Origin of the sequence: Xanthomonas sp. D-36-1 (genome assembly GCF_017746155.1) — a bacterium.
Lineage (GTDB): Bacteria > Pseudomonadota > Gammaproteobacteria > Xanthomonadales > Xanthomonadaceae > Xanthomonas > Xanthomonas cissicola.
Map to the genome: position 1 here is coordinate 149113 of NZ_JAGHWR010000006.1, position 20173 is coordinate 169285.

At 66.2% G+C, this 20173-nt stretch carries 21 protein-coding genes, 1 tRNA gene and 1 other RNA gene; 13 read left to right on the forward strand and 10 right to left on the reverse strand.

Annotation, left to right across the window (positions count from 1 at the left end; all coding sequences use genetic code 11):
• Positions 1-112 precede the first annotated feature (112 nt).
• From birA to J7367_RS02445, 4 genes are all read left to right on the forward strand, one after another.
• Positions 113-1129 carry a bifunctional biotin--[acetyl-CoA-carboxylase] ligase/biotin operon repressor BirA gene (gene birA, locus J7367_RS02430; RefSeq protein ID WP_057660648.1) on the forward strand — a complete coding sequence of 339 codons (1017 nt, stop codon included), beginning with the start codon at positions 113-115 and terminating at the stop codon, positions 1127-1129.
• Positions 1126-1854 (forward strand): type III pantothenate kinase, encoded by a 729-nt coding sequence (locus J7367_RS02435; RefSeq protein ID WP_007966936.1) that lies wholly within the window; start codon positions 1126-1128, stop codon positions 1852-1854. Before birA ends, J7367_RS02435 begins: the two co-directional genes overlap by 4 nt.
• A 9-nt stretch (positions 1855-1863) precedes the next feature.
• The gene (locus J7367_RS02440) at positions 1864-2763 is read left to right on the forward strand and encodes an SPOR domain-containing protein (protein WP_081027675.1); all 900 of its coding nucleotides are present in this window, start codon (positions 1864-1866) and stop codon (positions 2761-2763) included.
• 32 nt (positions 2764-2795) lie between these two features.
• Positions 2796-2871: transfer RNA gene (locus J7367_RS02445), tRNA-Thr, on the forward strand.
• A gap of 304 nt (positions 2872-3175) precedes the next feature.
• Here J7367_RS02445 and tmk read toward each other — a convergent pair.
• The 5 genes from tmk to J7367_RS02470 form a co-directional block, all read right to left on the reverse strand.
• Positions 3176-3859 (reverse strand): dTMP kinase, encoded by a 684-nt coding sequence (tmk, locus tag J7367_RS02450; protein ID WP_057660646.1) that lies wholly within the window; start codon positions 3857-3859, stop codon positions 3176-3178.
• Positions 3860-4338: 479 nt separating this feature from the next.
• Positions 4339-4881: a GTPase gene (locus tag J7367_RS02455; RefSeq protein ID WP_003486615.1), complete on the reverse strand. Its 543-nt coding sequence runs from the start codon at positions 4879-4881 to the stop codon at positions 4339-4341.
• On the reverse strand, positions 4878-5795 hold the full coding sequence (locus tag J7367_RS02460; RefSeq protein ID WP_057660643.1) for a hypothetical protein: 918 nt from the start codon (positions 5793-5795) through the stop codon (positions 4878-4880). Before J7367_RS02460 ends, J7367_RS02455 begins: the two co-directional genes overlap by 4 nt.
• Before the next feature lie 96 nt (positions 5796-5891).
• Complete coding sequence (locus J7367_RS02465) at positions 5892-6251, reverse strand: hypothetical protein (RefSeq protein WP_057660641.1); 360 nt, start codon at positions 6249-6251, stop codon at positions 5892-5894.
• A 63-nt stretch (positions 6252-6314) separates the two neighbouring features.
• On the reverse strand, positions 6315-6767 hold the full coding sequence (locus tag J7367_RS02470) for a roadblock/LC7 domain-containing protein (protein ID WP_007974175.1): 453 nt from the start codon (positions 6765-6767) through the stop codon (positions 6315-6317).
• Between the two features lie 320 nt (positions 6768-7087).
• Here J7367_RS02470 and rocF point away from each other — a divergent pair, with 320 nt between their 5' ends.
• The 6 genes from rocF to J7367_RS02500 all read left to right on the forward strand — a co-directional run bounded on the left by rocF (position 7088) and on the right by J7367_RS02500 (position 11449).
• Positions 7088-8011 carry an arginase gene (rocF, locus tag J7367_RS02475; protein WP_057660636.1) on the forward strand — a complete coding sequence of 308 codons (924 nt, stop codon included), beginning with the start codon at positions 7088-7090 and terminating at the stop codon, positions 8009-8011.
• A 106-nt stretch (positions 8012-8117) separates the two neighbouring features.
• Complete coding sequence (locus J7367_RS02480) at positions 8118-8270, forward strand: entericidin A/B family lipoprotein (RefSeq protein WP_003486606.1); 153 nt, start codon at positions 8118-8120, stop codon at positions 8268-8270.
• Between the two features lie 74 nt (positions 8271-8344).
• Entirely contained in the window at positions 8345-8479 is a 135-nt protein-coding gene (locus J7367_RS02485; RefSeq protein WP_005914328.1) for an entericidin A/B family lipoprotein, read from the forward strand.
• A 225-nt stretch (positions 8480-8704) separates the two neighbouring features.
• Complete coding sequence (locus J7367_RS02490; protein ID WP_016904514.1) at positions 8705-8914, forward strand: CsbD family protein; 210 nt, start codon at positions 8705-8707, stop codon at positions 8912-8914.
• Between the two features lie 172 nt (positions 8915-9086).
• Positions 9087-10376 carry a tryptophan--tRNA ligase gene (locus tag J7367_RS02495; protein ID WP_007966942.1) on the forward strand — a complete coding sequence of 430 codons (1290 nt, stop codon included), beginning with the start codon at positions 9087-9089 and terminating at the stop codon, positions 10374-10376.
• Between the two features lie 29 nt (positions 10377-10405).
• Positions 10406-11449: an MBL fold metallo-hydrolase gene (locus J7367_RS02500; RefSeq protein WP_057660635.1), complete on the forward strand. Its 1044-nt coding sequence runs from the start codon at positions 10406-10408 to the stop codon at positions 11447-11449.
• 313 nt (positions 11450-11762) lie between these two features.
• Here J7367_RS02500 and J7367_RS02505 read toward each other — a convergent pair.
• A non-coding RNA gene (locus tag J7367_RS02505) (sX9 sRNA) lies at positions 11763-11839 on the reverse strand.
• Positions 11840-11978: 139 nt separating this feature from the next.
• On the opposite strand from J7367_RS02505, the gene J7367_RS02510 reads away from it, so the two are divergent.
• Entirely contained in the window at positions 11979-13670 is a 1692-nt protein-coding gene (locus tag J7367_RS02510; RefSeq protein ID WP_057660634.1) for a M28 family metallopeptidase, read from the forward strand.
• 268 nt (positions 13671-13938) lie between these two features.
• Here the strand turns inward: J7367_RS02510 and J7367_RS02515 are convergent, their stop codons facing one another.
• Complete coding sequence (locus tag J7367_RS02515; RefSeq protein ID WP_022560225.1) at positions 13939-14394, reverse strand: Rap1a/Tai family immunity protein; 456 nt, start codon at positions 14392-14394, stop codon at positions 13939-13941.
• Positions 14395-14445: 51 nt separating this feature from the next.
• Between J7367_RS02515 and yedA the strand changes: the two genes are divergently transcribed.
• On the forward strand, positions 14446-15390 hold the full coding sequence (gene yedA, locus J7367_RS02520; RefSeq protein ID WP_173361951.1) for a drug/metabolite exporter YedA: 945 nt from the start codon (positions 14446-14448) through the stop codon (positions 15388-15390).
• Complete coding sequence (gene rarD / locus J7367_RS02525; protein ID WP_007966951.1) at positions 15387-16295, forward strand: EamA family transporter RarD; 909 nt, start codon at positions 15387-15389, stop codon at positions 16293-16295. Before yedA ends, rarD begins: the two co-directional genes overlap by 4 nt.
• Before the next feature lie 77 nt (positions 16296-16372).
• On the opposite strand, the gene J7367_RS02530 is transcribed toward rarD, so the two are convergent.
• From J7367_RS02530 to J7367_RS02540, 3 genes are all read right to left on the reverse strand, one after another.
• The gene (locus J7367_RS02530) at positions 16373-17488 is read right to left on the reverse strand and encodes an alpha/beta fold hydrolase (protein ID WP_057660633.1); all 1116 of its coding nucleotides are present in this window, start codon (positions 17486-17488) and stop codon (positions 16373-16375) included.
• A 182-nt stretch (positions 17489-17670) separates the two neighbouring features.
• Entirely contained in the window at positions 17671-18996 is a 1326-nt protein-coding gene (locus tag J7367_RS02535; RefSeq protein WP_139792745.1) for an ABC transporter permease, read from the reverse strand.
• A gap of 7 nt (positions 18997-19003) precedes the next feature.
• Positions 19004-20164: an ABC transporter permease gene (locus J7367_RS02540; protein WP_057660627.1), complete on the reverse strand. Its 1161-nt coding sequence runs from the start codon at positions 20162-20164 to the stop codon at positions 19004-19006.
• Between the last annotated feature and the right edge of the window lie 9 nt (positions 20165-20173).

Genomic DNA, 20173 nt, shown 5'->3' on the forward strand with positions numbered 1-20173 from the left:
TCGGTGCTGTCGGTCGCAGAGCCGACCGCACGCCTGGTCTGGCCCGTCGATGCTGCGCCACGCGCGTTGCCCCGGCGGCACACCGGCTACGCAGCACAGGCATTGCTTGCGGATGCTGCAGACCGCGCCGTCGCCACGTCACGCCGCATCGCCCGCCGCAGCCGTGGATGACCGTGCATTGCTGGCCAAACTTGCCGGTGGCCGGCTGTCTGGCGATGCGTTGGCGCGCGATGCCGGGCTGACCCGCGCGGCGGTGTGGAAGCGCATCCAGAATCTGCGAGCGGCCGGCGTCGACATCGAGGGGCGGGCTGGCGACGGGTACCGCCTGGCCACGCCGTTGGATCTGCTGGACGCGACGCGCATCCGTGCCGGCATGGCATCCGGTGCGGCAGCTGGGCTGACAGCACTGGATGTGGCCTGGACGCTGGAATCCACCAACACCACCTTGCTGGCGCAGCCGGCGCCCGAACAGGGCGTGGCGGTGCTGCTGGCGGAGCGCCAGACCGGCGGCCGCGGCCGGCGCGGCCGTCAATGGACTTCGCCGCTGGGCGCGCACATTTATCTGTCGGCGTCGCGCCGTTTCAATGGCGGGCTGGGCCAACTCGCGGGCCTGAGCTTGGCTGTGGGTGTGGCAGTGGCCGAAGCCTTGCGCGGTTGCGGGTTCGCCGATGTCGGGCTGAAGTGGCCCAACGATCTGCTGGCGCGGCAGCGCAAGCTGGGCGGCCTGTTGATCGAAGGCGGCGGCGAGATGGCCGGCAACGCGCGTGCAGTGATCGGGCTGGGCTTGAACGTACACATGCCGGCGACCGCAGCGGCCAGCATCGACCAGCCGTGGGTCGACCTGGATACCCTGGCTGGCAGCCCGGTGTCGCGCGACCGGGTGACGGCAGCGGTGCTGTCCGGGATGCTGCCGGCACTGGACCTGTTCGAGGCGCAGGGGCTGGCGCCGTTTCTGGGACGCTATGCAGACCTGGATGTCTTGAGCGGGCGAGCGGTGCAGGTCGAAGAAGCCGGCAACCGACAGACTGGAGTCGCGCTCGGCCTGGCGGCCGATGGTGCGTTGCGGGTGCAAGTGGGCGAGACGGTGCGCCTGTTCCACTCCGGAGAAGTGAGCGTGAGACCTGCATGAGCGAGTGGTTGTTCGACCTGGGAAATTCGCGCTTCAAGTACGCGCCGCTGCACGGCAACCGTGCCGGCCAGGTGCAGGCATGGGCGCATGGCGCCGAGGCGATGGACGCGGCGGCGCTGGCGGCGCTGCCGTCCGGGCGTATTGCGTATGTCGCCAGCGTGGCCGCGCCGGCATTGACGCAACGCATGATCGCCTGCCTGCAGGAGCGCTTTGCGCAGGTGCGCATCGTGCGAACCACCGCCGAATGCGCCGGCATCCGCATCGCCTATGCCGACCCGAGCCGCTTCGGCGTGGATCGCTTTCTGGCGTTGCTGGGTGCGCGTGGCGACGCGCCGGTGCTGGTAGCCGGCGTGGGCACCGCATTGACCATCGACGTGCTCGGCGCCGATGGCCTGCATCACGGCGGCCGCATCGCCGCCTCGCCCACCACCATGCGCGAAGCACTGCATGCGCGCGCGGTGCAACTGCCGGCCAGCGGCGGCGATTACGTCGAGCTTGCCATCGACACCGACGATGCCTTGACCTCCGGCTGCGATGGCGCGGCGGTGGCGCTGATCGAGCGCAGCCTGCAGCACGCCCAACGCAGCCTGGGCGTTCCGGTACGGCTGCTGGTGCATGGCGGTGGCGCGCCGCCGTTGCTGCCGCTGCTGCCCGATGCCACGTTCCGCGCCGCCCTGGTACTGGACGGTCTGGCGACGTGGGCGACCGCCGCGTCGTCGCCGTAGAATCGGGGCATGTATGTCCGTGCGCTCATCGTCGTTTTGATCGTCCTCAACGCCGGGGTGGCGTTGTGGTGGGCCTTGCAGCCGCCACCGGCACCACCGTCGGCGCCGCCGCAGCCGACCGGTGTGGCGCGGCTGGAGTTGCTGCCAACGGTGACCGGTGCTGGCGGGGCTGTGCTGCCGGCTGCAGCGCGTACGGGATCGGGGTCTGCAGCAGAGAGTGCGTCGACGGCGCCATCGACATCGACAGCATCTGGGCCTGCCTCCATGCCCACGCCAACCCCGCAGGCAGTTGCCGGTCCCTCCACGCCCACGTCTGCAGCGCCGACATCGGCCACCACTGCTGCAGCGGAAGCGCCGCGCGGTGCATCGGAAGCGGCGGCGAACGCTGCTGCGACACCAGCCAATGGCGTCGCCGCGACGGCTGCACAAGCATCGCCCACGCCATCCCCGCCTGCCGCAGAGCGCTGCGCCAGCCTGGGACCCTTTGCGGCACGCGCCGATGCCGATGCCGCGCTGGCACGCGTGCGTGGGCAGGCCAGTCGCGCCAGCGTGCGCGAGGACAAGGACGCCGGCATCAGCACGTTTCGGGTGATGTTGCCCAATGTGGGCGATCGCGCGGCTGCGCAGGCCTTGGTCAAGCGCATTGCCGCGGCCGGGATGGGCGACTACTACGTGATCGCGCAGGGCGAGGACAACACCGTGGCGCTGGGCCAGTACCAGAGCCGCGAGCGCGCCGAGCGGCGCCAGGCCAGCCTGGTCGGCGCAGGATTCCCGGCGCAACTGGTGCCCAGCGGCAACGGGCAATCGCGGTGGTGGATCGATGTCCGCACCAGTGCGGCCACCAGTGCCCTGCAAGGGGCTGCCGGCGCCACGCGTCAGCGTTCGCTAGATTGCGCCGCGCTGCGCTAGAATGCGCACCGGCGCGCAACGCGCCTGCCTTCGCCGGCATAGCTCAGTTGGTAGAGCAACCGCCTTGTAAGCGGTAGGTCCCCAGTTCGAATCCGGGTGTCGGCACCATCTTCGATCCATGCATCGTGACAATCACGGTCGACGTTGCTGCAGCTCGAGCACGCGATGCGGCGTGGGATCCTTGCATCAACTCGTTGCCGAGCACGATGGCGCGTTGCTTGCCGCCATCTGTCCCAACAGACGGTAACGTGCTCAGCGTTGTGTGAGCGGGCGTATGGGTCGCACTCCGGTTCCGAGCGCGCTATCCACGCTCGCCTGAAGGCTGCTCGCGTCGTTTTGGTAGCCGCTTCAAGTGGCTCGCACCATGTCACGTCATCGCGCGATGTTGATCGCGCGATGCGAGGTGCAGCATTCAGGCCGGGCGGCCGGCCGAGAGCAGTTCCAGCGCGGCCTTGCCGGTGTCTGTGTGTGCTGCATCGCCGCTCAGTCGGTCGGCCAACGCGGCCACGATGATGGCGTGGGCCTGGCGCAGCACGCTGTCGGCATCGGCGCTGGCGTCCACCACGTGTTTGCCGGGTAATTCCAGCGCGGCAAAAATCGTGCGGCAGCGTTCCAGGTTGTCCTGGGTTTCGAAGTGGTTTGGCGCATCGCCGCGGGCGCGGATACGGGCCAGGCCGGTGGGCGGGGGCAGGTCGAGCAGCAGCAGGACGTCCGGGCGCGGCGCGAAGGCGTTGCGCTCCAGGAGTTCGTCCAGCGGTAGACCGGCCGCGCCCTGGTAGGCCACCATCGATGGGAAATAGCGGTCCAGGATGACGATGTCGCCACGTGCCAGCGCGGGCGCGATCAACGTGTCCACGTGCTCGTGGCGGTCGCGGATGAGCAGTTCGGCTTCTTCCTCTGCACTCAGGCGGCCGGTGGCGGCGGACTGGCGCAATTGGGTGCCCCAGGGGCCGTTGGTGGGCTCCTTGCTCAGCACGACGCGCGCGCCGGCCGCTTCCAGTGTGGTGACCAGGCGGCGGGCGAGGGTGGTCTTGCCGGCGCCGTCGATGCCTTCGATGGCGATCAGCAAGCCGCCGGGCTTCAGTTCGATTGTCATCGCGCTACTTTATCTGATCGTGGCGATGGACCCTACCGCCAGCAGCAATGGCGAGCATGCAGTCTTCGCGACACCCGCGCTGGCGAAAATCAGCCGCAGGACATGTGGGATACGCGACGATGCAGTGCGAGCGCTGCCGTGACGTGCCTGGCGGGGCGCGGCGGCAACGCGACGGGGTGAAGCCGAAAGATCCGAGGCGCGCCGGGGCGGATATTGCCTAACTCTTATCGCCGGTATGTCCTGCGCGATGTCGGAAATGTCCTGATATCCCGGCTTCTGGCCGCGGGCCATACTGAACAAGTCAGACACACTGCACACGCACATCGCGACTGAGTCGTGTTTTTGGCTTCAAGGAAGACGGACGCGTCGCCGCCACCCTAGAGGCGGCATCCCCCGCGTGACGCCCTCTCAGGCACCGTCGTGACCAGATTCCTTGTCTTGCCTGCCGTGCCCAGCGCCCGCGCCAGGCGCGCTTTCGATCAGCTGGTCGCCGAGGTGTAGCGGTAGGACAGCAGCGACTTCACCAGGAAGGTGATCTGGGTGGCCGAGCGCGCATCCACGCGCATGACCGGCACGCGGAAGCCTTCGGCCACCAGGGCCTCACGAAAGGGCGGCACCAGGAAATCCTCGACTTCATCGGTCATGGTGATGCCCACCGCCAGGCTGGCCTCGGGTGCGATCTGCGAAAACTCGCGCAACAACTCCAGCGTGGCTGTGAGCATCTGCGGGTCGCGTGCGTTGGTCAGCACGATCACACCCAGCGCACCGTCGCACACCAGCGGCCACATGAAATCCAGGTATTTCTGGCCTGGCACACCGTAGACGTGCAGCAGTTCGCCGTCTTCCAGCTCGATCGAGCTGTAGTCCAGCGCGACGGTGGTGTAGGTCTTGTCGCCGTACGCGTCCTGGCTGAGCGGCATTTCGGTGCTGACCGGCTCCACATCGGAGATGGAGCGCACTGCGGTGGTCTTGCCGGCGCCCATGCCGCCGACGAACACCAGCTTGTTGGCTGGAAGACTCATGACTGCCCCTGGAAGAGGGAAAGGCCGAACCGACGTGCGACCCAGGAAAAGAACCGCGTGTTGCCGCCGTCTGGGCGACGCTGCGTTGCAGGCACGGGAATCTCCGCAGTCTGGGCGAGGCCGCTGGCAAGTGCAGCGGCGAACAGGCATTCCACCGTTTGCAGCGGCAGCTTGCAAGCATTGGCCAGCGCCTGCGGGCGCCAGGGGCGTGCATGCAGGTGGGCAATGGCCAGCAACTGGGCTGGCGAACTGGTTTCTGCAGTTAGCTCCGGCCACTGACGCAATTGCAGCGCATGGCCGGGTTCCACTGCCGGCAGCGCCTGGCGCAGATGCTCGGGCAGGGCGAAAAACAGCGCTTCGAAGGAAATACGTTGAGGTAACGCGGTCGCGGCGAGGTCGGGCACGACGTGCCAGCCCGAGCGGTCCAGCGCGGCGATCACCTCCGCCAGCGCCACGCCAGCCGGCAACTGCACGCAACCATTGCTCGGGTCCACACGCACGTGCAACTGCCCATGCTGCAGCGTCACTGCGCCGGCACCGAATTCGCCGCGGCAATGCCGCAGCAGCAATGCCGGCTCCGCGACCGGGGTGGCGTGCGGCGAGGACAACAGCAGGCGCATGTGTTCGTTGAGTTCGCGCACGGTGGCGCCGTGCTTGATCCACGCGCCGGCCATGGGCGTGCGCGACACCACCAGCACACGCACCGGTTGCCCCTGCAACGCCTGCCAGGCGGCCAAGCCATCGGCGCTGTCCAGGCCCAGTACCACCACATCGGCTGCGTGCTGCGGCCATTGGCCCAACTGCACGTCGATGCGTTCGGCGAGCAGCAGCGAGCACGCCAGCTTCAGGCGTGTGGTGTGCAGCAGGTCCAGGCCGGCCGTGGCGACCCGCATGGCGTGGATGGGTGTGGTCATGAGCTGGCGCGGTCGCGGCGCATTGGATTACGAGATGCCTGCCGGTCTGCACCGGCAGGCTGGGTCAGGCGATGCGCTGGCACCGCGCTGTCGGCATCAACCGAAATCGAGAGTCTTTTCGAACGCCTTGAGCTCGTGACGGGCCATGGCCAGGTTGGCCTTGGCGCGGTCCAGCACCACATACAGGAACAGCGTGCTGTTGCTTTCCAGTGGGCGCAGCAGATGGTACTGGCGTGCAAGGGTGATCAGGATGTCTTCGATGGTGTCGTTCAGGCCGAGCTGCTCGGCGATACGGCGCTTGGCACGCACCACTTCGGTATTGCCGGCCGCCGCCAATTCCAGGTTGAGCTCGGTACCGCCGGTCATGCCCAGCGCCATGCCGCTGTCGCTATCGACTAGCGCCGCGCCGACGAAGCCGGCCAGCGAATGCAGGTGTTCCAGATTGAGTTTTGACACGTGTGGTCCTTACAAACGATGAGGAATGGGTGCCTTGCGGCATGCACAAACAGTGCCAAGTGCTCAGCCTTGCGGCGGGGTCAACACGGAGGCGAGGCGGCCGGCGCAATCGCGGGCATTGAACAACAGCGCAGCGGCATTGATGTCGCCACTGCCCACTGCGGTGAGCGTCAGCGGCTTGTCGGCGCGGATGCGGATCAGCACCAGTTGCCCGGCACGCGTGCTGATGGTCGCGTAATCGGCCTCTTTCAGGCTGGATTCGCGCGCCAGGGTCTCGCCCAGGGTCAGGAACGAATTGGCCATCGCGGCAAGCCGGCGACTGTCCACCTCCAGACTGGAACGCTCGGTAATGGCACGCCCGTCTGCAGTGGAGAGCATCAACAGGCGGATGCCCGGCTCACGTTCGATGGTCTGCGCAAATTCGTGACCGATGCGCTGCAGATCGTAGAAATGCAATGCCCGCGGGACTTCGCCTACGGCAGCCTTGACGACCTGGTTGACGGCGTTGTGCGGCATGAAACTCCCCCTGTTGCGTGATGGCCCGAGCGCGTACGTGCGTGGTGTGCCGCGCCGGGCGGCGCACCATACCACCCGGATCCGAGCAGGCTGTCACGCCCGCCCGTGATGCTTAACTGGGCGGTCAGACAGGCAGAATCGGCAAAGTCCGGTGCGCCACAAAGTGCCCTGGCACGTCACGATAGCGGCGCGACGAGGCAGATCTAAACCCCGCGTTTGCTCGCACTGTTCAGTACCGGCGACATGCGTGCTGCGCTGCCGCGCGTCACTGTGCGGGCGGGCAACTAGACTGCACGGCCTTATCGTTACTGGAGCAACGCATGGCAACGCAGTACGTGCCGGTTTCCCTGATTGGCGTACCCACCGACATCGGCGCGGGCCATCGCGGTGCGCGCATGGGGCCGGAGGCGCTACGCATCGCCGGCCTGCAGGAGGCGCTGGTCGGCCGCGGCGTGGAGGTGCGCGATCTGGGCAATCTGGATGGTCCGCGCAATCCCTGGCAGGCGCCGCAGGCAGGCTACCGGCATCTGGACGAAGTGGTGGCGTGGAACCAGGCGCTGATGGACGCCAGCTACGCCGAACTGCGTGCCGGGCGCATGCCGATCATGCTCGGTGGCGACCATTGCCTGGGCATCGGCGCGATCACGGCGGTGACCAAGTACTGCCGTGAGCAGGGCAGGCCGTTGCGGGTGCTGTGGCTGGATGCGCATTCGGATTTCAACACCAGCGAGGTGACCCCTTCGGGCAACGTGCACGGCATGCCGGTGGCCTGCCTGTGCGGGCTGGGCCCCGAGGCGCTGACGCACCTGGGCGGCAGTGCGCCGGCGTTGTTGCCCGAGCAGGTGCGGCAGATCGGCATCCGTTCGGTGGACCCGGAGGAGAAGCGGCTGATCAAGCAGCACCGCATCGATGTGTACGACATGCGCTACATCGACGAAGCCGGGATGAAGCGCACCATGGAAGCGGCATTGCAGGGCATGAGCGCCGATACGCACCTGCACGTGAGTTTCGACGTGGATTTCCTCGACCCCAGCATCGCGCCGGGCGTGGGCACCACCGTGCCCGGTGGCCCCAACTACCGCGAGGCGCAACTGGTGATGGAGATGATTGCCGACACCGGGCGCATGGGGTCGTTGGATATCGTCGAACTCAACCCGGTGCTGGACAACCGTAACGCGACCGCCGAGCTGGCGGTGGATCTGGTCGAAAGCCTGTTCGGAAAGTCGACGCTGATGCGGGATTGATGCCGTACCGAGCGCACCGCGACGCGTTCACATCAAATCCACGGCCGCGCAGTCAGATTTGGCGCCAAGCCAGGTGAGCTGGCACCGTATTGAACGAGGACGAGCGATGAAGCGACTGCTGACACTGATGGTGCTGGGCCTGTTTTCGGCCGGCGTGATGACGGGCTGCAACACCGTGGCCGGCGCCGGCAAGGACATGCAGGGTGCGGGCAACAAGGTCGAGAAAACGGCCGAAAAATGCAGCGACGGTAAGTGCTGATCCGTCACATCGCGTGGTCTTGTTGAATTGATCGATCTGCGGCAACGCGCCGCTTTACCCATGAGGAGTGTGTTATGAAGCGTGCAATTGTGCTGCTGGTGCTGTCGATGTTGTCGGTGGGAATGCTGGCGGGTTGCAACACCGTCGCAGGTGCCGGCAAGGACGTGCAGGGCGCTGGCGAGAAGGTGGAAGACGCAGCGCGTAAGTAATCCGACGCCGCATGCGAACAAACGGGCCGCAAGGCCCGTTTTTTGTGCGCGCTGACGTGGAAGGCGCGGCGCGACACGGCACGGCATGTGAGTGAGACCAGCGACGGGAGTGGGCAACGGTTCAGTGCGGTGATCAGCGGTTTGACACCTTTTGATCCAGTGCCAACGCCCGCGTGGGCACGCTGGCGCCACGGTCAATCGCGACCGCACCAGCGGAGTCATCGCATGAACACTGACATCATTTCCGGTAAGTGGACCCAGTTGAAGGGCAAGGCCCAGGCCAAGTGGGGCGATCTTACCGACGACGATTTCAAGGTTGCCGAAGGCAATGCCGAATATCTGCAGGGCAAGCTCCAGGAACGCTACGGCTGGGATCGCGACCGCGCCCAGACGGAAGTGCGCGCGTTCGAAAAGTCGCTGCGCGACGACACCTGACGACGGTGTGCCATTCTGCCGCCGATCGAGGCGAGCAACTTGCAGACGACGGGCCGCCTGATGCGGCCCGTTCTGCGTTGAAGCGTCGAGCCGACTCCCCGGCGCGCCTGCGGCAGTGGCAAAAGTGCGGAACCGCTAAACTTGGGGGCTATCCCACCCTGGCATGACGTAGATGACCACCCGTGTCCTTACCGGCATCACCACCTCCGGCACCCCGCATCTGGGCAACTACGTCGGTGCAATCCGCCCGGCCATCCAGGCCAGTGCAGGCGCCGATGCGGAGAGCTTCTATTTCCTGGCCGATCTGCATAGCCTGATCAAGGCACAGGACCCGGCACGCACGCAGCGTTCGACGCTGGAAATCGCCGCCACCTGGCTGGCCTGCGGCCTGGATCCGGACAAGGTGTGGTTCTACCGGCAGTCCGATGTGCCCGAGACCACCGAGTTGATGTGGTTGCTGACCTGCGTGGCCGGCAAGGGCATCCTCAATCGCGCGCATGCCTACAAGGCGGCGGTGGACAAGAACCGCGCCGATGGCGAGGACGAGGATGCCGGGGTTACCGCAGGCTTGTTCATGTATCCGGTGCTGATGGCGGCCGATATCTTGATCTTCAACGCGCACCGGGTGCCGGTGGGGCGCGACCAGATCCAGCACATCGAAATGGCACGCGATTTCGCGCAGCGTTTCAATCATGTCTACGGGCGCGACTTTTTCACCTTACCCGAAGCGGTGATCGACGAGCAGGTGTCCACCTTGCCGGGCCTGGATGGCCGCAAGATGAGCAAGAGCTATGGCAATACCATTCCACTGTTCGCACCGCGCGAGGAATTGCGCAAGCTGGTGTTTTCCATCCTTACCGATTCGCGCGCCCCGGGCCAAGCGAAGGACACGCAGGGGTCGGCGTTGTTTCAGCTGTATCAGGCATTTGCCACGCCGCAGGAATCTGCCGCCTTTGCGCAGGCGTTTGCAGACGGCATCGGTTGGGGCGATGCCAAGCAGCAATTGTTCGAGCGGATCGATCAAGAGATTGCGCCGCTGCGTACGCGCTACGAGGCGTTGATGGCAGAGCCAGCCAAGATCGAAGCGATTCTTCGCGCCGGCGGCGCGCGTCTGCGCGCGCGCTACGCCACCCCGCTGCTGGCGGAGTTGCGCAACGCGGTGGGCCTGCGCGATCTGTCCAGCCAGGCCGCCACCGCGGCGGTGCAGGCCAGCGAAAAGATCGCACTGCCGATGTTCAAGCAATATCGTGAAAGCGATGGCCAGTTCTACTTCAAGTTGAACGATGGCGCGGGTGCATTGCTGCTGCAGAGCGATGGCTTCGCTTCGCCACGCGATGCCGGACAGGTGATCGCGCGGCTGAAACAGGCCGCGCAGGCCAGCGATTTGCAGCTGCCGGGCGTGCATGCGCAAGTGGATGTCGACGTGATTCTTGCTGCGATGGACGCCTTGCGCGAGGCGTGACCTGCGCTGCGCAGCAGGCGTAGAGGTGGATGATTGCGGTGCGTAAGGTCGTGCCTGTTGCGACATGCACGACAGCGACGCCAGGCTTGGGCCTACACTGCATTTCCTACAGCTGCTGCGGGGTGCGAATGACAGCGACAGCCGAGTTCAACATCCACACCATCGATACCGGCTTTGGTGGCGTGCAATTCGATGCGGCGTATCTGGTCGTCGAAGCGCAGCGGGCTGCCCTGATCGATTGCGGTACCTCGCTGTCGGTACCGCAGATGCTGGCCGCCGTGCGGGCGGCCGGGTTGTCGCCAGCGCAGGTGGAGTGGTTGATCCTGACCCATGTGCATCTGGATCATGCCGGCGGGGCAGGGGCGTTGTTGCGGCATTTGCCTCATGCGCAGGTGCTGGTGCATCCGCGCGGTGCGCCGCACCTGGTCGACCCTGCGCGGCTGATTGCCGGTGCCACCGCGGTGTATGGCGAGGCGGACATGGCGCGCAACTACGGCATCATCGAGCCGGTGCCGGCCGAGCGTGTGGTCGCGGCGGGTGAGGGTCATACCGTGATGCTGGGCGAGCGCGTGCTGCGCACCATCGAGACGCCTGGACATGCGCGCCATCATCTATGCGTGTGGGATGCGCGCAGCCGCAGCTGGTTCACCGGCGACACATTCGGCCTGTCGTATCGCCAATTGGACAGCGCGCGCGGCGCTTTCATCCTGCCGACGTCTTCGCCTGTGCAGTTCGAACCCGAAGCCATGCTGCAGTCGATCGCGCGCCTGATGGACGCCGCACCGCAGGCGATGTATCTGACCCATTACGGCCGTGTCACCTCGCCAGAACCGTTGGCGCAGGCGCTGGGCGAGCAGATTCATGCGATGACCGACATTGCGCTGGGCTGCGCGCAGCGACCGGACAGACATCGCTGCATGGTGGCGGCATTGACCGCGTTGTACCTGGAGCGCGCACGCCAGCATGGATGTCGGTTGGACGATGCCGCCGTGGAGCGACTGCTGGCAACAGATATCGAGCTCAACGCGCAAGGTCTGGGCTGTTGGCTGGATCGTGCGGTGCGTACGCGTTAGTGCGCGTGGAACTGCTAGCAAGCTCTCTCAAGCGTTTTAGCGATTGGTGGCGTTGTTTGAACGCCGGGCCGTTAGAGCGCGCGGTGTCCTCACCGCTTGCGGGACACGCCGTGACCCATCCATGGGGCTCGGTGGCGACGTCCATGCCCGCAAGCGGCGAGGGCACCGCGCCAGACAGTGCGTCGGTGACCTTCTTCAAAGCTCTACGGTCCTCGGCTTGCATTGGGAAGTTCATAGAGCGCGCCACCTCGAAGGTGCCGCGATGTCCGGCAAGAGCCTTGCAGCCAAACCGCAGATCATTCGCTCTTGGAGTGGCTAACGAAACATGGCGAGTCGTCGTCAGGTGGGTGTGGACGGCGCGCTCAGAGCCGCAGCGGATGCATAGTGCATGCCGATTCCGAGCACGGGCCGCGCCCGCCTGGCGGCTGCGCAGTGGTGGTGCTAGCCCCTCTTGCCATGCGCGCAGTCGCTGCGACCGAACGCAATTTCGCATCGTGGCGCTCCGGCGTTGGCTGCACGCTTGTAAACTATGTGTCATCTACCGTTGCAAGGCCTCACCGTGAATCCGATGCGCATCCTGCTGTTGTCTGCCTGCCTGTTTGTGGGAGGTGTGGCGCAGGCCGCCAACGATCTGCCGGGCGGCGGCATCGATGCCGAGGCATTGTCGCGGCATGTGCGCCTGCTGGCGTCGGACGCATTTGAAGGCCGCGCGCCGGCCAGCGCCGGTGAGCAGCGTACGGTCGATTACCTAGTGGAACAGTTCAAGACGGCCGGCCTGGAGCCAGGTGGCGAGCAGGGCGGCTGGACCCAGGCCGTGCCGCTGGTGCGCGCGCAGGTGGATGGCCCGGTGCGCGCAAGCCTGCGCGTCGGCGGCAAGACGCGGGCGCTGGTCAATGGCAGCGATGTGACCCTGCAAAGCCTGCGCCCGCAGCAGGCGGTCGCGTTGAAGAACGCGCCACTGGTCTTCGTCGGTTACGGGATCAGTGCGCCAGAGCGCCAATGGGACGACTACAAGGGCGTGGACCTGCGCGGCAAGATTGCGGTGGTGCTGATCAACGATGCCGATTTCGAATCGCCGCAGCCGGGCGCGTTCGACGGCAAGGCCGTGACCTATTACGGCCGTTGGACCTACAAATATGAAGAGGCCGCGCGGCGCGGTGCGGCCGGGGTGTTGATCGTGCATGAGACAGCGCCGGCGGCGTATGGCTGGGGCACGGTGCAGAGTTCGGGCATGTCGCCGTTGTTCGACATCGAGCGCAGCGATGCCGATGCCCGCGCGCAGCACGTGCCGGTGCGCGGCTGGATGCAGCGTCCACTGGCGGTGTCGTTGTTCAAGCAGGCCGGCCTGGATTTCGAACAGGCCAAGGCACGTGCGCAGCAGCGCGGCTTCGCGCCTGTGGCGCTGGGCGATGCGACGTTGTCGGTGGATTTCAAGCTCAGGCGCGAGCGTGTGGTCACGCATAACGTGGTGGCCAAGCTCACCGTCAGCCAGCATCCGGATGAGACGGTGATCTTCTCCGCGCATTGGGATGCCTTCGGGATCGGCAAGGCCGATGCCAGTGGCGATACGATTCGACGCGGCGCCGTGGACAACGCCACCGGCGTGGCCAGCGTGCTGGAACTGGCGCGCGTGTTCGCAGCCGGCCCCAAGCCGCAGCGCACGTTGTATTTCATTGCCTTGACTGCCGAAGAAAAGGGCCTGCTCGGCGCCAACTACTACGCCGCGCATCCGCTGGCACCGTTGGACAAGACCGTGGCCGTGCTCAACATGGAAATGTTCAGCCCCGATGGTCCGACCCGCGACATCGCCTCGTGGGGACGTGGGCGGGTGTCGCTGGAAGGCGACCTGGAAACCGCCGCCAAGGCGCGTGGTCGCAGCTATTCGCCGGACCCGAATCTGGAAGCAGGCTTCTTCTACCGCGCCGATCATTTTGCGTTCGCGCGCATGGGTGTGCCGGCGATCACCGCCGGCCCCGGCCTGGACATGCTCGACGGCGGCGTCGCGGCAGGCAAGGCACTGCGCGATAAGTATTTCGCCGACTGCTATCACCAGCCGTGTGATCGCTGGACCCCGCAATGGGATGCCAGCGGCCATGCCGCCGACACTACGCTGGTCTACGACGTGGGCGTGGCGCTGGCCAACGGCCGGCAGTGGCCGAGCTGGCAGGATGGCTCGGAATTCAAGGCGATCCGTGCCAAGAGCGAGGCGGTGCGCAAGTAAGCGCGTAGCGGTGAGAGGGCAGTGCGCCCTCGACAAAGCAGCGAAGAATGGCTGATGAAACGACTGCGCTCGCCGCAAGGTAGGCGCAGCCGGCGCACGATGCGGCATGCACACGCATACGCTGCGGCTCCTGTGTTCCGTCGATGCCTGCCGGCGACTGCTCGTTACGGCTTGGTCGCCGCTCCAACTCCAAATGCCCGGCGTTGTGAGTGATGCCAAGCATTGAGCGGCTGCCGATAGACGTGCGCTACGGCTTGCCGGCGCTGCGTCACTTGCCGCTAGCGGCACGCTTGCTTCTGGCACCTCCGCCACACGGATAGCGTTTGGCCAGCGCCTCGATGATCAAGTCGGGCGCGGCGTCGTCCTGGCGTGCGTCGGGCAGCGCGCCGATGTCGGCGATGATCGCCTGCAGATCCGGCGTGCCTGCCTTGCCTGCCGGCATGCACCACTGTGTGCGGTAGCTGGCACTGGCAACGCCGAGCAGATAGGCGCCAGCGCGGCTGGCCGAGACAAGGACCTTGAACTCGCGTTGCTCCGGCGCGGTGATTTCCGGCGCCAATGATCCGTCCAGCCCCGCATCGATCAGCTTGCTCCCGCTGAGCTCCCAAGGCTCGGGGGCGCGTGCTAGTGCCGTGGTGGAAACTATGGTCAGGGCGGCGGCGGCTGCCAGCCAGGTAAGGCGACGCTGCATATGCATTCTCGGATGCGGGCTGGTGTGCACCATAGCGCGTTAGGCGGCTGCCGGCTGCCGGCCGTGTGCGACGTAGGCGTGCGCATGTGCTCTAGAATTGAAGCTTCCGCTGCACTCCTTGGCCCTGTTCCGATGTCTTCCTCTCACGATGCTGCCGCGCCTGCGCGCAGCGGGTTGGTCGTTCTCGCCTTGTTGCTGGTCTACGTGGTGTGGGGCTCGACCTATCTGGCGATCCGATTCGCGCTGGAAGGTGGCGCGCAGCCGCTGACGATGGTGTCCGGCGCACGTTTCATCGTTGCCGGCAGCGTGCTCTACAGCGTGTTGCGCTGGCGCGGTGTGGCGGCGCCAACGCGTGCGCAGTGGAAGAACGTGGCGCTGATGGGCGCGGCGTTGCTGCTGCTCGGCAACGGCATGGTGGTGCTGGCCGAGCGCAGCGTGTCGTCGGGGCTGGCCGCGACCGCGGTGGCCTCGGTGCCGTTGTGGATGGCGTTGTTTGGCGCCTTGCGCGGGCAGCATGCCAGCGGCGGCGAATGGCTGGGCATCGTGATCGGCTTTCTGGGCGTGGTGTGGCTCAACGCCGGCAGCAGCCTGACCGCGACGCCGGGTGGCCTGGTGTTGTTGCTGATCGCACCGATCGGCTGGGCATTCGGCTCGGTGTGGTCGCGCGGCCGCGATCTGCCTTCGCCATTCATGACCGCCGCCGGGCAGATGCTGTGCGGCGGCGTGCTGCTGGTCAGTACCGGCCTGTTGATCGGCGAGCGCCCGCAGGTGTGGCCGAGTCCGCAAGGGCTGCTGGCGGTGGCGTACCTGTGCGTGTTCGGCTCGATCGTGGCGTTCACCGCCTACGTGTGGCTGCTGCATCACGTGCGCCCTGCGCTTGCCGGTAGCTACGCCTACGTCAACCCGGTGATTGCGGTCAGCCTGGGTGCCTGGCTCGGGCACGAGCGCTTCAGCGCGCATGACATCGGTGCGATGGCGGTGATCCTGGCCGGCGTGCTGGTGGTCACCTTCGCCAAGGCGCGGCGATGAGCGCGGTGTCGTCGCAGGACGCGCGCCGCGGATTGTTGATCACCGCCTCCACCTTCGTGCTGTGGGGGCTGGTGCCGGTGTACTGGCATCTGCTCAAGGCGGTGCCGTCGCTGCAGATCATCGCTCACCGCATCGTGTGGAGCACGGTGCTGGTGGTGGCCTGGCTGCTGGCGAGCTCGGGCCTGCGCTGGTGGCGCAGCATCGCCGCGCAGCCCCGCGCGCTGCGCATGCTGGCCGGCAGCAGCGTGGCGATCGCCTTCAATTGGGGCCTGTACATCTGGGCGATCAATGCCGGGCATGTGATCGAGGCCAGCCTGGGGTACTTCATCAACCCGCTGCTGAGCGTCTTGCTGGGCGTGCTGGTGTTGAAAGAGCGCCTGCGGCGCATCCAGTGGGTGGCGGTGGCCTGCGCGGCAGCGGGCGTGCTGTGGCTGACCATCGATGCCGGCGCGCCGCCGTGGATTGCCTTGGGGCTGGCGGTGTCCTTCGGTATCTACGGGCTGCTGCGCAAATTGGTGGCGGTGGATGCGGTGGCCGGGCTGGGCGTGGAAAGCGTGTATCTGTTCGTGCCGGCGTTGTTGCTGGCGGCGTGGGGCGAGCAGGGCCATGGCGGCGCCTTCCTGAGCGGCTGGAGCCTGCGGACCGATGCGATGCTGATCTTCGGCGGCGTGGTGACGGCGCTGCCGTTGATCGGTTTCGCCTACGGCGTGCGACGCATTCCGCTGTCGTTGGTGGGCATCCTGCAATACATTGCGCCGAGCCTGCAGTTGCTGCTGGGCGTGTGGTTCTTCCACGAGCCGTTCGACCAGGGGCGCGCGATTGGCTTCGCCGCAATCTGGGTGGGTTTGCTGTTGTTTGTCGGCGACAGCGTGGTGCGTGCGCGGCAGCCGGCGGTGACGCGCTGAGTCAGCGCCACCGCACGCAGTGCGTATGGCATTCATCGGTGCGATTACTTCGCGTCAGCGTGCCGTAATTGCCGCGCTCAACTGCGCGGTGGTGCTAACGGGCTGGCCACTGCCAGCGTGGACGCGGGCAGCGCCTGCGGTGCAGGGCAATGGCTGGGGTCTTGTTGCACCTGCGCCAGCCATTGATCGATGGGCCCGCCGAGCAAGTCCAGCCGTAGTGGCAGGCTCAAATGGTTTTCGCCAGGCAGTTCGAGGTAATGCGCACGCGCGCTGGCCAGGGCCAATGCACGGCCATGCGCCACTGGAATGTGCTGATCGGCATCGCCGTGCAACAGCAGCACGCAGCTGCGCGTGTCGGCCAGGGCGTGCGCAACATCGACACGGTCCAGGTCCAGCTTGAGCTGGGTGTCGGCTGCTGCAATCACCGCGTCGATATTCTGGTCGGCATAGCGCCAGCGTGCATACGCCGCCACCGCCCGCCCATGCCACCCGTGCGGCTGGCTGGAGAGCAGGTGCGGCACCATGTCGCGGATGCCGCGCCCGGCATTGGCGAAGGATTCCATCGCCACCACGCCGGTCACGCGCGGACCGAGTTTGTCGGCGGTAAACAGCGCGGTGGCCGCACCGTAGGAAATACCGAACAGATACAGCGGTCCGCGGATTTCGCCGCGCGGCTGCAGGGCGTCGAGCACATCGATGACGTCGTCGGACTCGCGCGTGCCGTAGCCGGATGGCCCGCCGCCAGAATGGCCATGGTTGCGCAGGTCGATGGTGACCACGCGGTAGCCGGCCTGCGCAAGCTGCAGCGACCAGGGCAGCAGCGAGTCGCCATCCATCATCCAGCCGTGCAGCAGCACCACCGTGCCGCGCGGCGCTGGCGGCTTGGCAGTCGGTGCCTTGAAACTGAAATCCACGTCCAGCGCATGCGCCGGGTCGGCGCGCTGCCCCATGTAGCGGTAGTGCATGGCATACCGACCCGGGTCGATCGCACGCCAGAAGATCGGCACGCCATCGCGCGTCACCACATGGCCGCTGCGGTTGGGCACCGTGGCGATGGTGGCGGCGATGCGTTCTTCGTCCAGCAGCGGCGAGGTGCCACCGGGCGCAACCAGGCGCTCGCTGAGCGAGGTCGAAGAAGAGGAGCAGCCGGCCAGCCACAGGCAGGCGCAGACCAGCACAAGCAGGCGCGTCATGGCGATCGATCGATGGAGCAAACGGCAGAGTAGACTACGGCCTGCCCGGCCCGCGCATCTACCGCACTGCGGTGACAAAACCATGACAGCCTGCAATGCGTTCAGACGCAGCCGCCGTGCGCTTTGCCGCGGCGGTCGCCATCCAACTTCCCATTCCCCATTCCCGGCGGGCCAAGGCCCGCCTACACCTCACGCAACGCCGTGGTAAACGGCAGACGCGCGGCACGCAGCGCGGGAAACAGCCCGCCCACCAGGCCGATGCCCAGCGCCCATTTCAGCCCGCTCCATAGCAGCTCCGGCGAGACCTTGAACTGGAACACCACCTGGCTGAAGTTGCTGCCCAGCGTGGAGACGGTGTAGCCGTTGAACGCTGCCCAGGCGATCGCCCCGCCCAGCAGCCCGCCCAGCAATGCCAGCAGCATGGTTTCCAGCATCAGCGCCATGATCACCGGCGTGCCACGGAAGCCGATCGCACGCATGGTGGCGATCTCGCGCGCGCGCGTGGCCACCGCCGCATACATCGTGTTGAGCGCGCCGAATACCGCGCCCACTGCCATGATCGCCCCGATCACCGTGCCCAGGATGTTGATCAACTTGTTCAAGCCGCCGCCCTGTTTGCTGTAGTAGGCGCGGGTGGTTTCCACATCCAGCTTGAGCCGCGGATCGGCGGCCATGGCGGTCTTGAACGCGCTGAAGCCCGCCTTGCCGTTGGTGCGCACGCTGATCGACTGATAGGCGCTCCGGTTGTAGGTGGTGGCCAGCGTCTGCGCGTCGGTCCACAGCTCCGAATCGTGCGCATCGCCGGAGGCGAACACGCCCACCACGGTCCATTGCTGGCTGCCAAGCGTGAGCGTCTTGCCCAGCTCCAATCCGCGGAACTGGTTCAACGCGCCCTTGCCCACCACCATTTCGCGCAGGCCGGTGTTGAAGCGGCGGCCTTGCACGATCTTGACCTTGTCATGCACGGCCCAGGCCTGTTCGCCCACGCCACGCAGTTGTGCGTTGACGTCGGTGCCGTCGGAGCGGGAGGCGATGTTCACCACTTGCGAGAGTTCCGGCGACAGCATCGGGCGGCCGTTGGCATCGACGGTGATGCCGGGCAGGCTGCCGATCAGCGGCACCAGGTCGCGGGTGATCACCGAGTTGGTCTCCGCCTGCGAACCGCCGCGCAGGACAATCGCGGTGGTCTCGTCGCCGGTGCTGTTGAGCGTGGCCTGGAAGCCTTGGCCCATCGCCAGCATTGCCACCAGCACGCCGACCACGCCGGCGATGCCGACCACGATCACCGAGCTGGACCCCCAGCGCTGCGGCAACGTGGCGATGCCGATGCGTGCGGCAGCCAGCGAGAGCCGCCCGCTGCGTGTGGCCACCAGCCACACCGCCAGCAATCCACCGATCGGCAGCAGCACCAACCACGGCAATGCGATCCAGGCAGCCAGCCCGATTGCCAGCAGCACGACCGACAGCGCGTTGATCCCACGATCTTTCCATTTGCGTTGCATGTGCATGCTCCTGTCAGCGGCCGGCGAGTGCATCGACGATCTTCAAGCGCTGCGCGCGTAATGCCGGCAGCACACCTACCACGATGCCGATGCCGGCCATCAGCCCGAAGGCGACCAACCAGGTCTGCAGCGGCACGCTCTGGGTCGGCATCAGGCCACCGCTGCGCGCGGCGACCGCGGGGATCACCAGCGCCGCCAGCCCCATGCCGATCAAACCGCCCAGGCCGATCAGCAACATCGACTCCACCATCACCAGGCCCAGCACGGTGCGGTCCTGAAAGCCCAGCGTCTTGAGCGTGGCCAGCTCCGGAATCCGCTCGCGCACGGCCTGCGCCATGGTGTTGCCGGTCAGCAGCAGCAAGGTGAAGAACACCGCGGCCATGATCGAGGTGACGATCAGGCCGATATCGGCGAACTGTTTGACGAAGGCCTGCTGAAACGCCGACTCGGTCTGCGACTTGGTTTCATGGTCGGAGTTGGCCGACAACGCATCGATGGCCTGCGCCACGCGCGATGCCTGGTCGGCATTGCGCAGCGTCACCGTGTACCAGCTCACCCTGCTTTTGATGTAGTCGTTGGACTCGTCGAAGTACTTCCAGTTCATCATCAACTGGCGTTCCTGATTGGCGGCCACCGTGCGGTCTTTCATGCGGAAGATGCCGACCAGTTGCAGCGGCCAGTCGTTGCTGCCGCCGCGCGGAAAGATGGTGGCCTGCAGCGGGATGGTGTCGCCGATCTTCCAGCCATTTTCTTTGGCCAGGCTTTCGCCAACGATCGCGCCGGTGCGTGTGCTCTGGAAGGCCTTGAGCTGATCCTTCGGCAACTGATATTCGCTGTACACATCGAAGAAATTGGGCGCCACCGAAAAATTCGGGAAGAAGTTCTTCGGGTCGCGGTAGATGCCACCGAACCACATTGCCGAGGTCACATCGCGCACGCCCGGCACGCTGCGGATCTGGTTTTCCAGATTGATCGGCAACGATTGGGTGATCGACAGGCGCGATGCCACCACCAGCCGGTCCACGCCGCTGACGCTGCCGCCGGAGGTGAAGGCCACGCGCACCGAATCGAGCATGCCGAACAATAAAAACGCCGCGACCACCGAGAGCAAGGTCAGCAAGGTGCGTGTCTTGCTGCGGAACAATTGCGCCCATACCAGCGAGAGATACTTCATGGCAGCGCT

Excerpts from the sequence above, each read along its gene's own strand:
- birA (WP_057660648.1), top strand. The coding sequence starts at position 113 with ATGCTGCAGACCGCGCCGTCGCCACGTCACGCCGCATCGCCCGCCGCA.
- J7367_RS02435 (WP_007966936.1), top strand. The coding sequence starts at position 1,126 with ATGAGCGAGTGGTTGTTCGACCTGGGAAATTCGCGCTTCAAGTACGCG.
- J7367_RS02440 (WP_081027675.1), top strand. The coding sequence starts at position 1,864 with ATGTATGTCCGTGCGCTCATCGTCGTTTTGATCGTCCTCAACGCCGGG.
- tmk (WP_057660646.1), bottom strand. The coding sequence starts at position 3,859 with ATGACAATCGAACTGAAGCCCGGCGGCTTGCTGATCGCCATCGAAGGC.
- J7367_RS02455 (WP_003486615.1), bottom strand. The coding sequence starts at position 4,881 with ATGAGTCTTCCAGCCAACAAGCTGGTGTTCGTCGGCGGCATGGGCGCC.
- J7367_RS02460 (WP_057660643.1), bottom strand. The coding sequence starts at position 5,795 with ATGACCACACCCATCCACGCCATGCGGGTCGCCACGGCCGGCCTGGAC.
- J7367_RS02470 (WP_007974175.1), bottom strand. The coding sequence starts at position 6,767 with ATGCCGCACAACGCCGTCAACCAGGTCGTCAAGGCTGCCGTAGGCGAA.
- rocF (WP_057660636.1), top strand. The coding sequence starts at position 7,088 with ATGGCAACGCAGTACGTGCCGGTTTCCCTGATTGGCGTACCCACCGAC.
- J7367_RS02480 (WP_003486606.1), top strand. The coding sequence starts at position 8,118 with ATGAAGCGACTGCTGACACTGATGGTGCTGGGCCTGTTTTCGGCCGGC.
- J7367_RS02485 (WP_005914328.1), top strand. The coding sequence starts at position 8,345 with ATGAAGCGTGCAATTGTGCTGCTGGTGCTGTCGATGTTGTCGGTGGGA.
- J7367_RS02490 (WP_016904514.1), top strand. The coding sequence starts at position 8,705 with ATGAACACTGACATCATTTCCGGTAAGTGGACCCAGTTGAAGGGCAAG.
- J7367_RS02495 (WP_007966942.1), top strand. The coding sequence starts at position 9,087 with ATGACCACCCGTGTCCTTACCGGCATCACCACCTCCGGCACCCCGCAT.
- J7367_RS02500 (WP_057660635.1), top strand. The coding sequence starts at position 10,406 with ATGATTGCGGTGCGTAAGGTCGTGCCTGTTGCGACATGCACGACAGCG.
- J7367_RS02510 (WP_057660634.1), top strand. The coding sequence starts at position 11,979 with ATGTGTCATCTACCGTTGCAAGGCCTCACCGTGAATCCGATGCGCATC.
- J7367_RS02515 (WP_022560225.1), bottom strand. The coding sequence starts at position 14,394 with ATGGTGCACACCAGCCCGCATCCGAGAATGCATATGCAGCGTCGCCTT.
- yedA (WP_173361951.1), top strand. The coding sequence starts at position 14,446 with ATGTGCTCTAGAATTGAAGCTTCCGCTGCACTCCTTGGCCCTGTTCCG.
- rarD (WP_007966951.1), top strand. The coding sequence starts at position 15,387 with ATGAGCGCGGTGTCGTCGCAGGACGCGCGCCGCGGATTGTTGATCACC.
- J7367_RS02530 (WP_057660633.1), bottom strand. The coding sequence starts at position 17,488 with ATGACGCGCCTGCTTGTGCTGGTCTGCGCCTGCCTGTGGCTGGCCGGC.
- J7367_RS02535 (WP_139792745.1), bottom strand. The coding sequence starts at position 18,996 with ATGCACATGCAACGCAAATGGAAAGATCGTGGGATCAACGCGCTGTCG.
- J7367_RS02540 (WP_057660627.1), bottom strand. The coding sequence starts at position 20,164 with ATGAAGTATCTCTCGCTGGTATGGGCGCAATTGTTCCGCAGCAAGACA.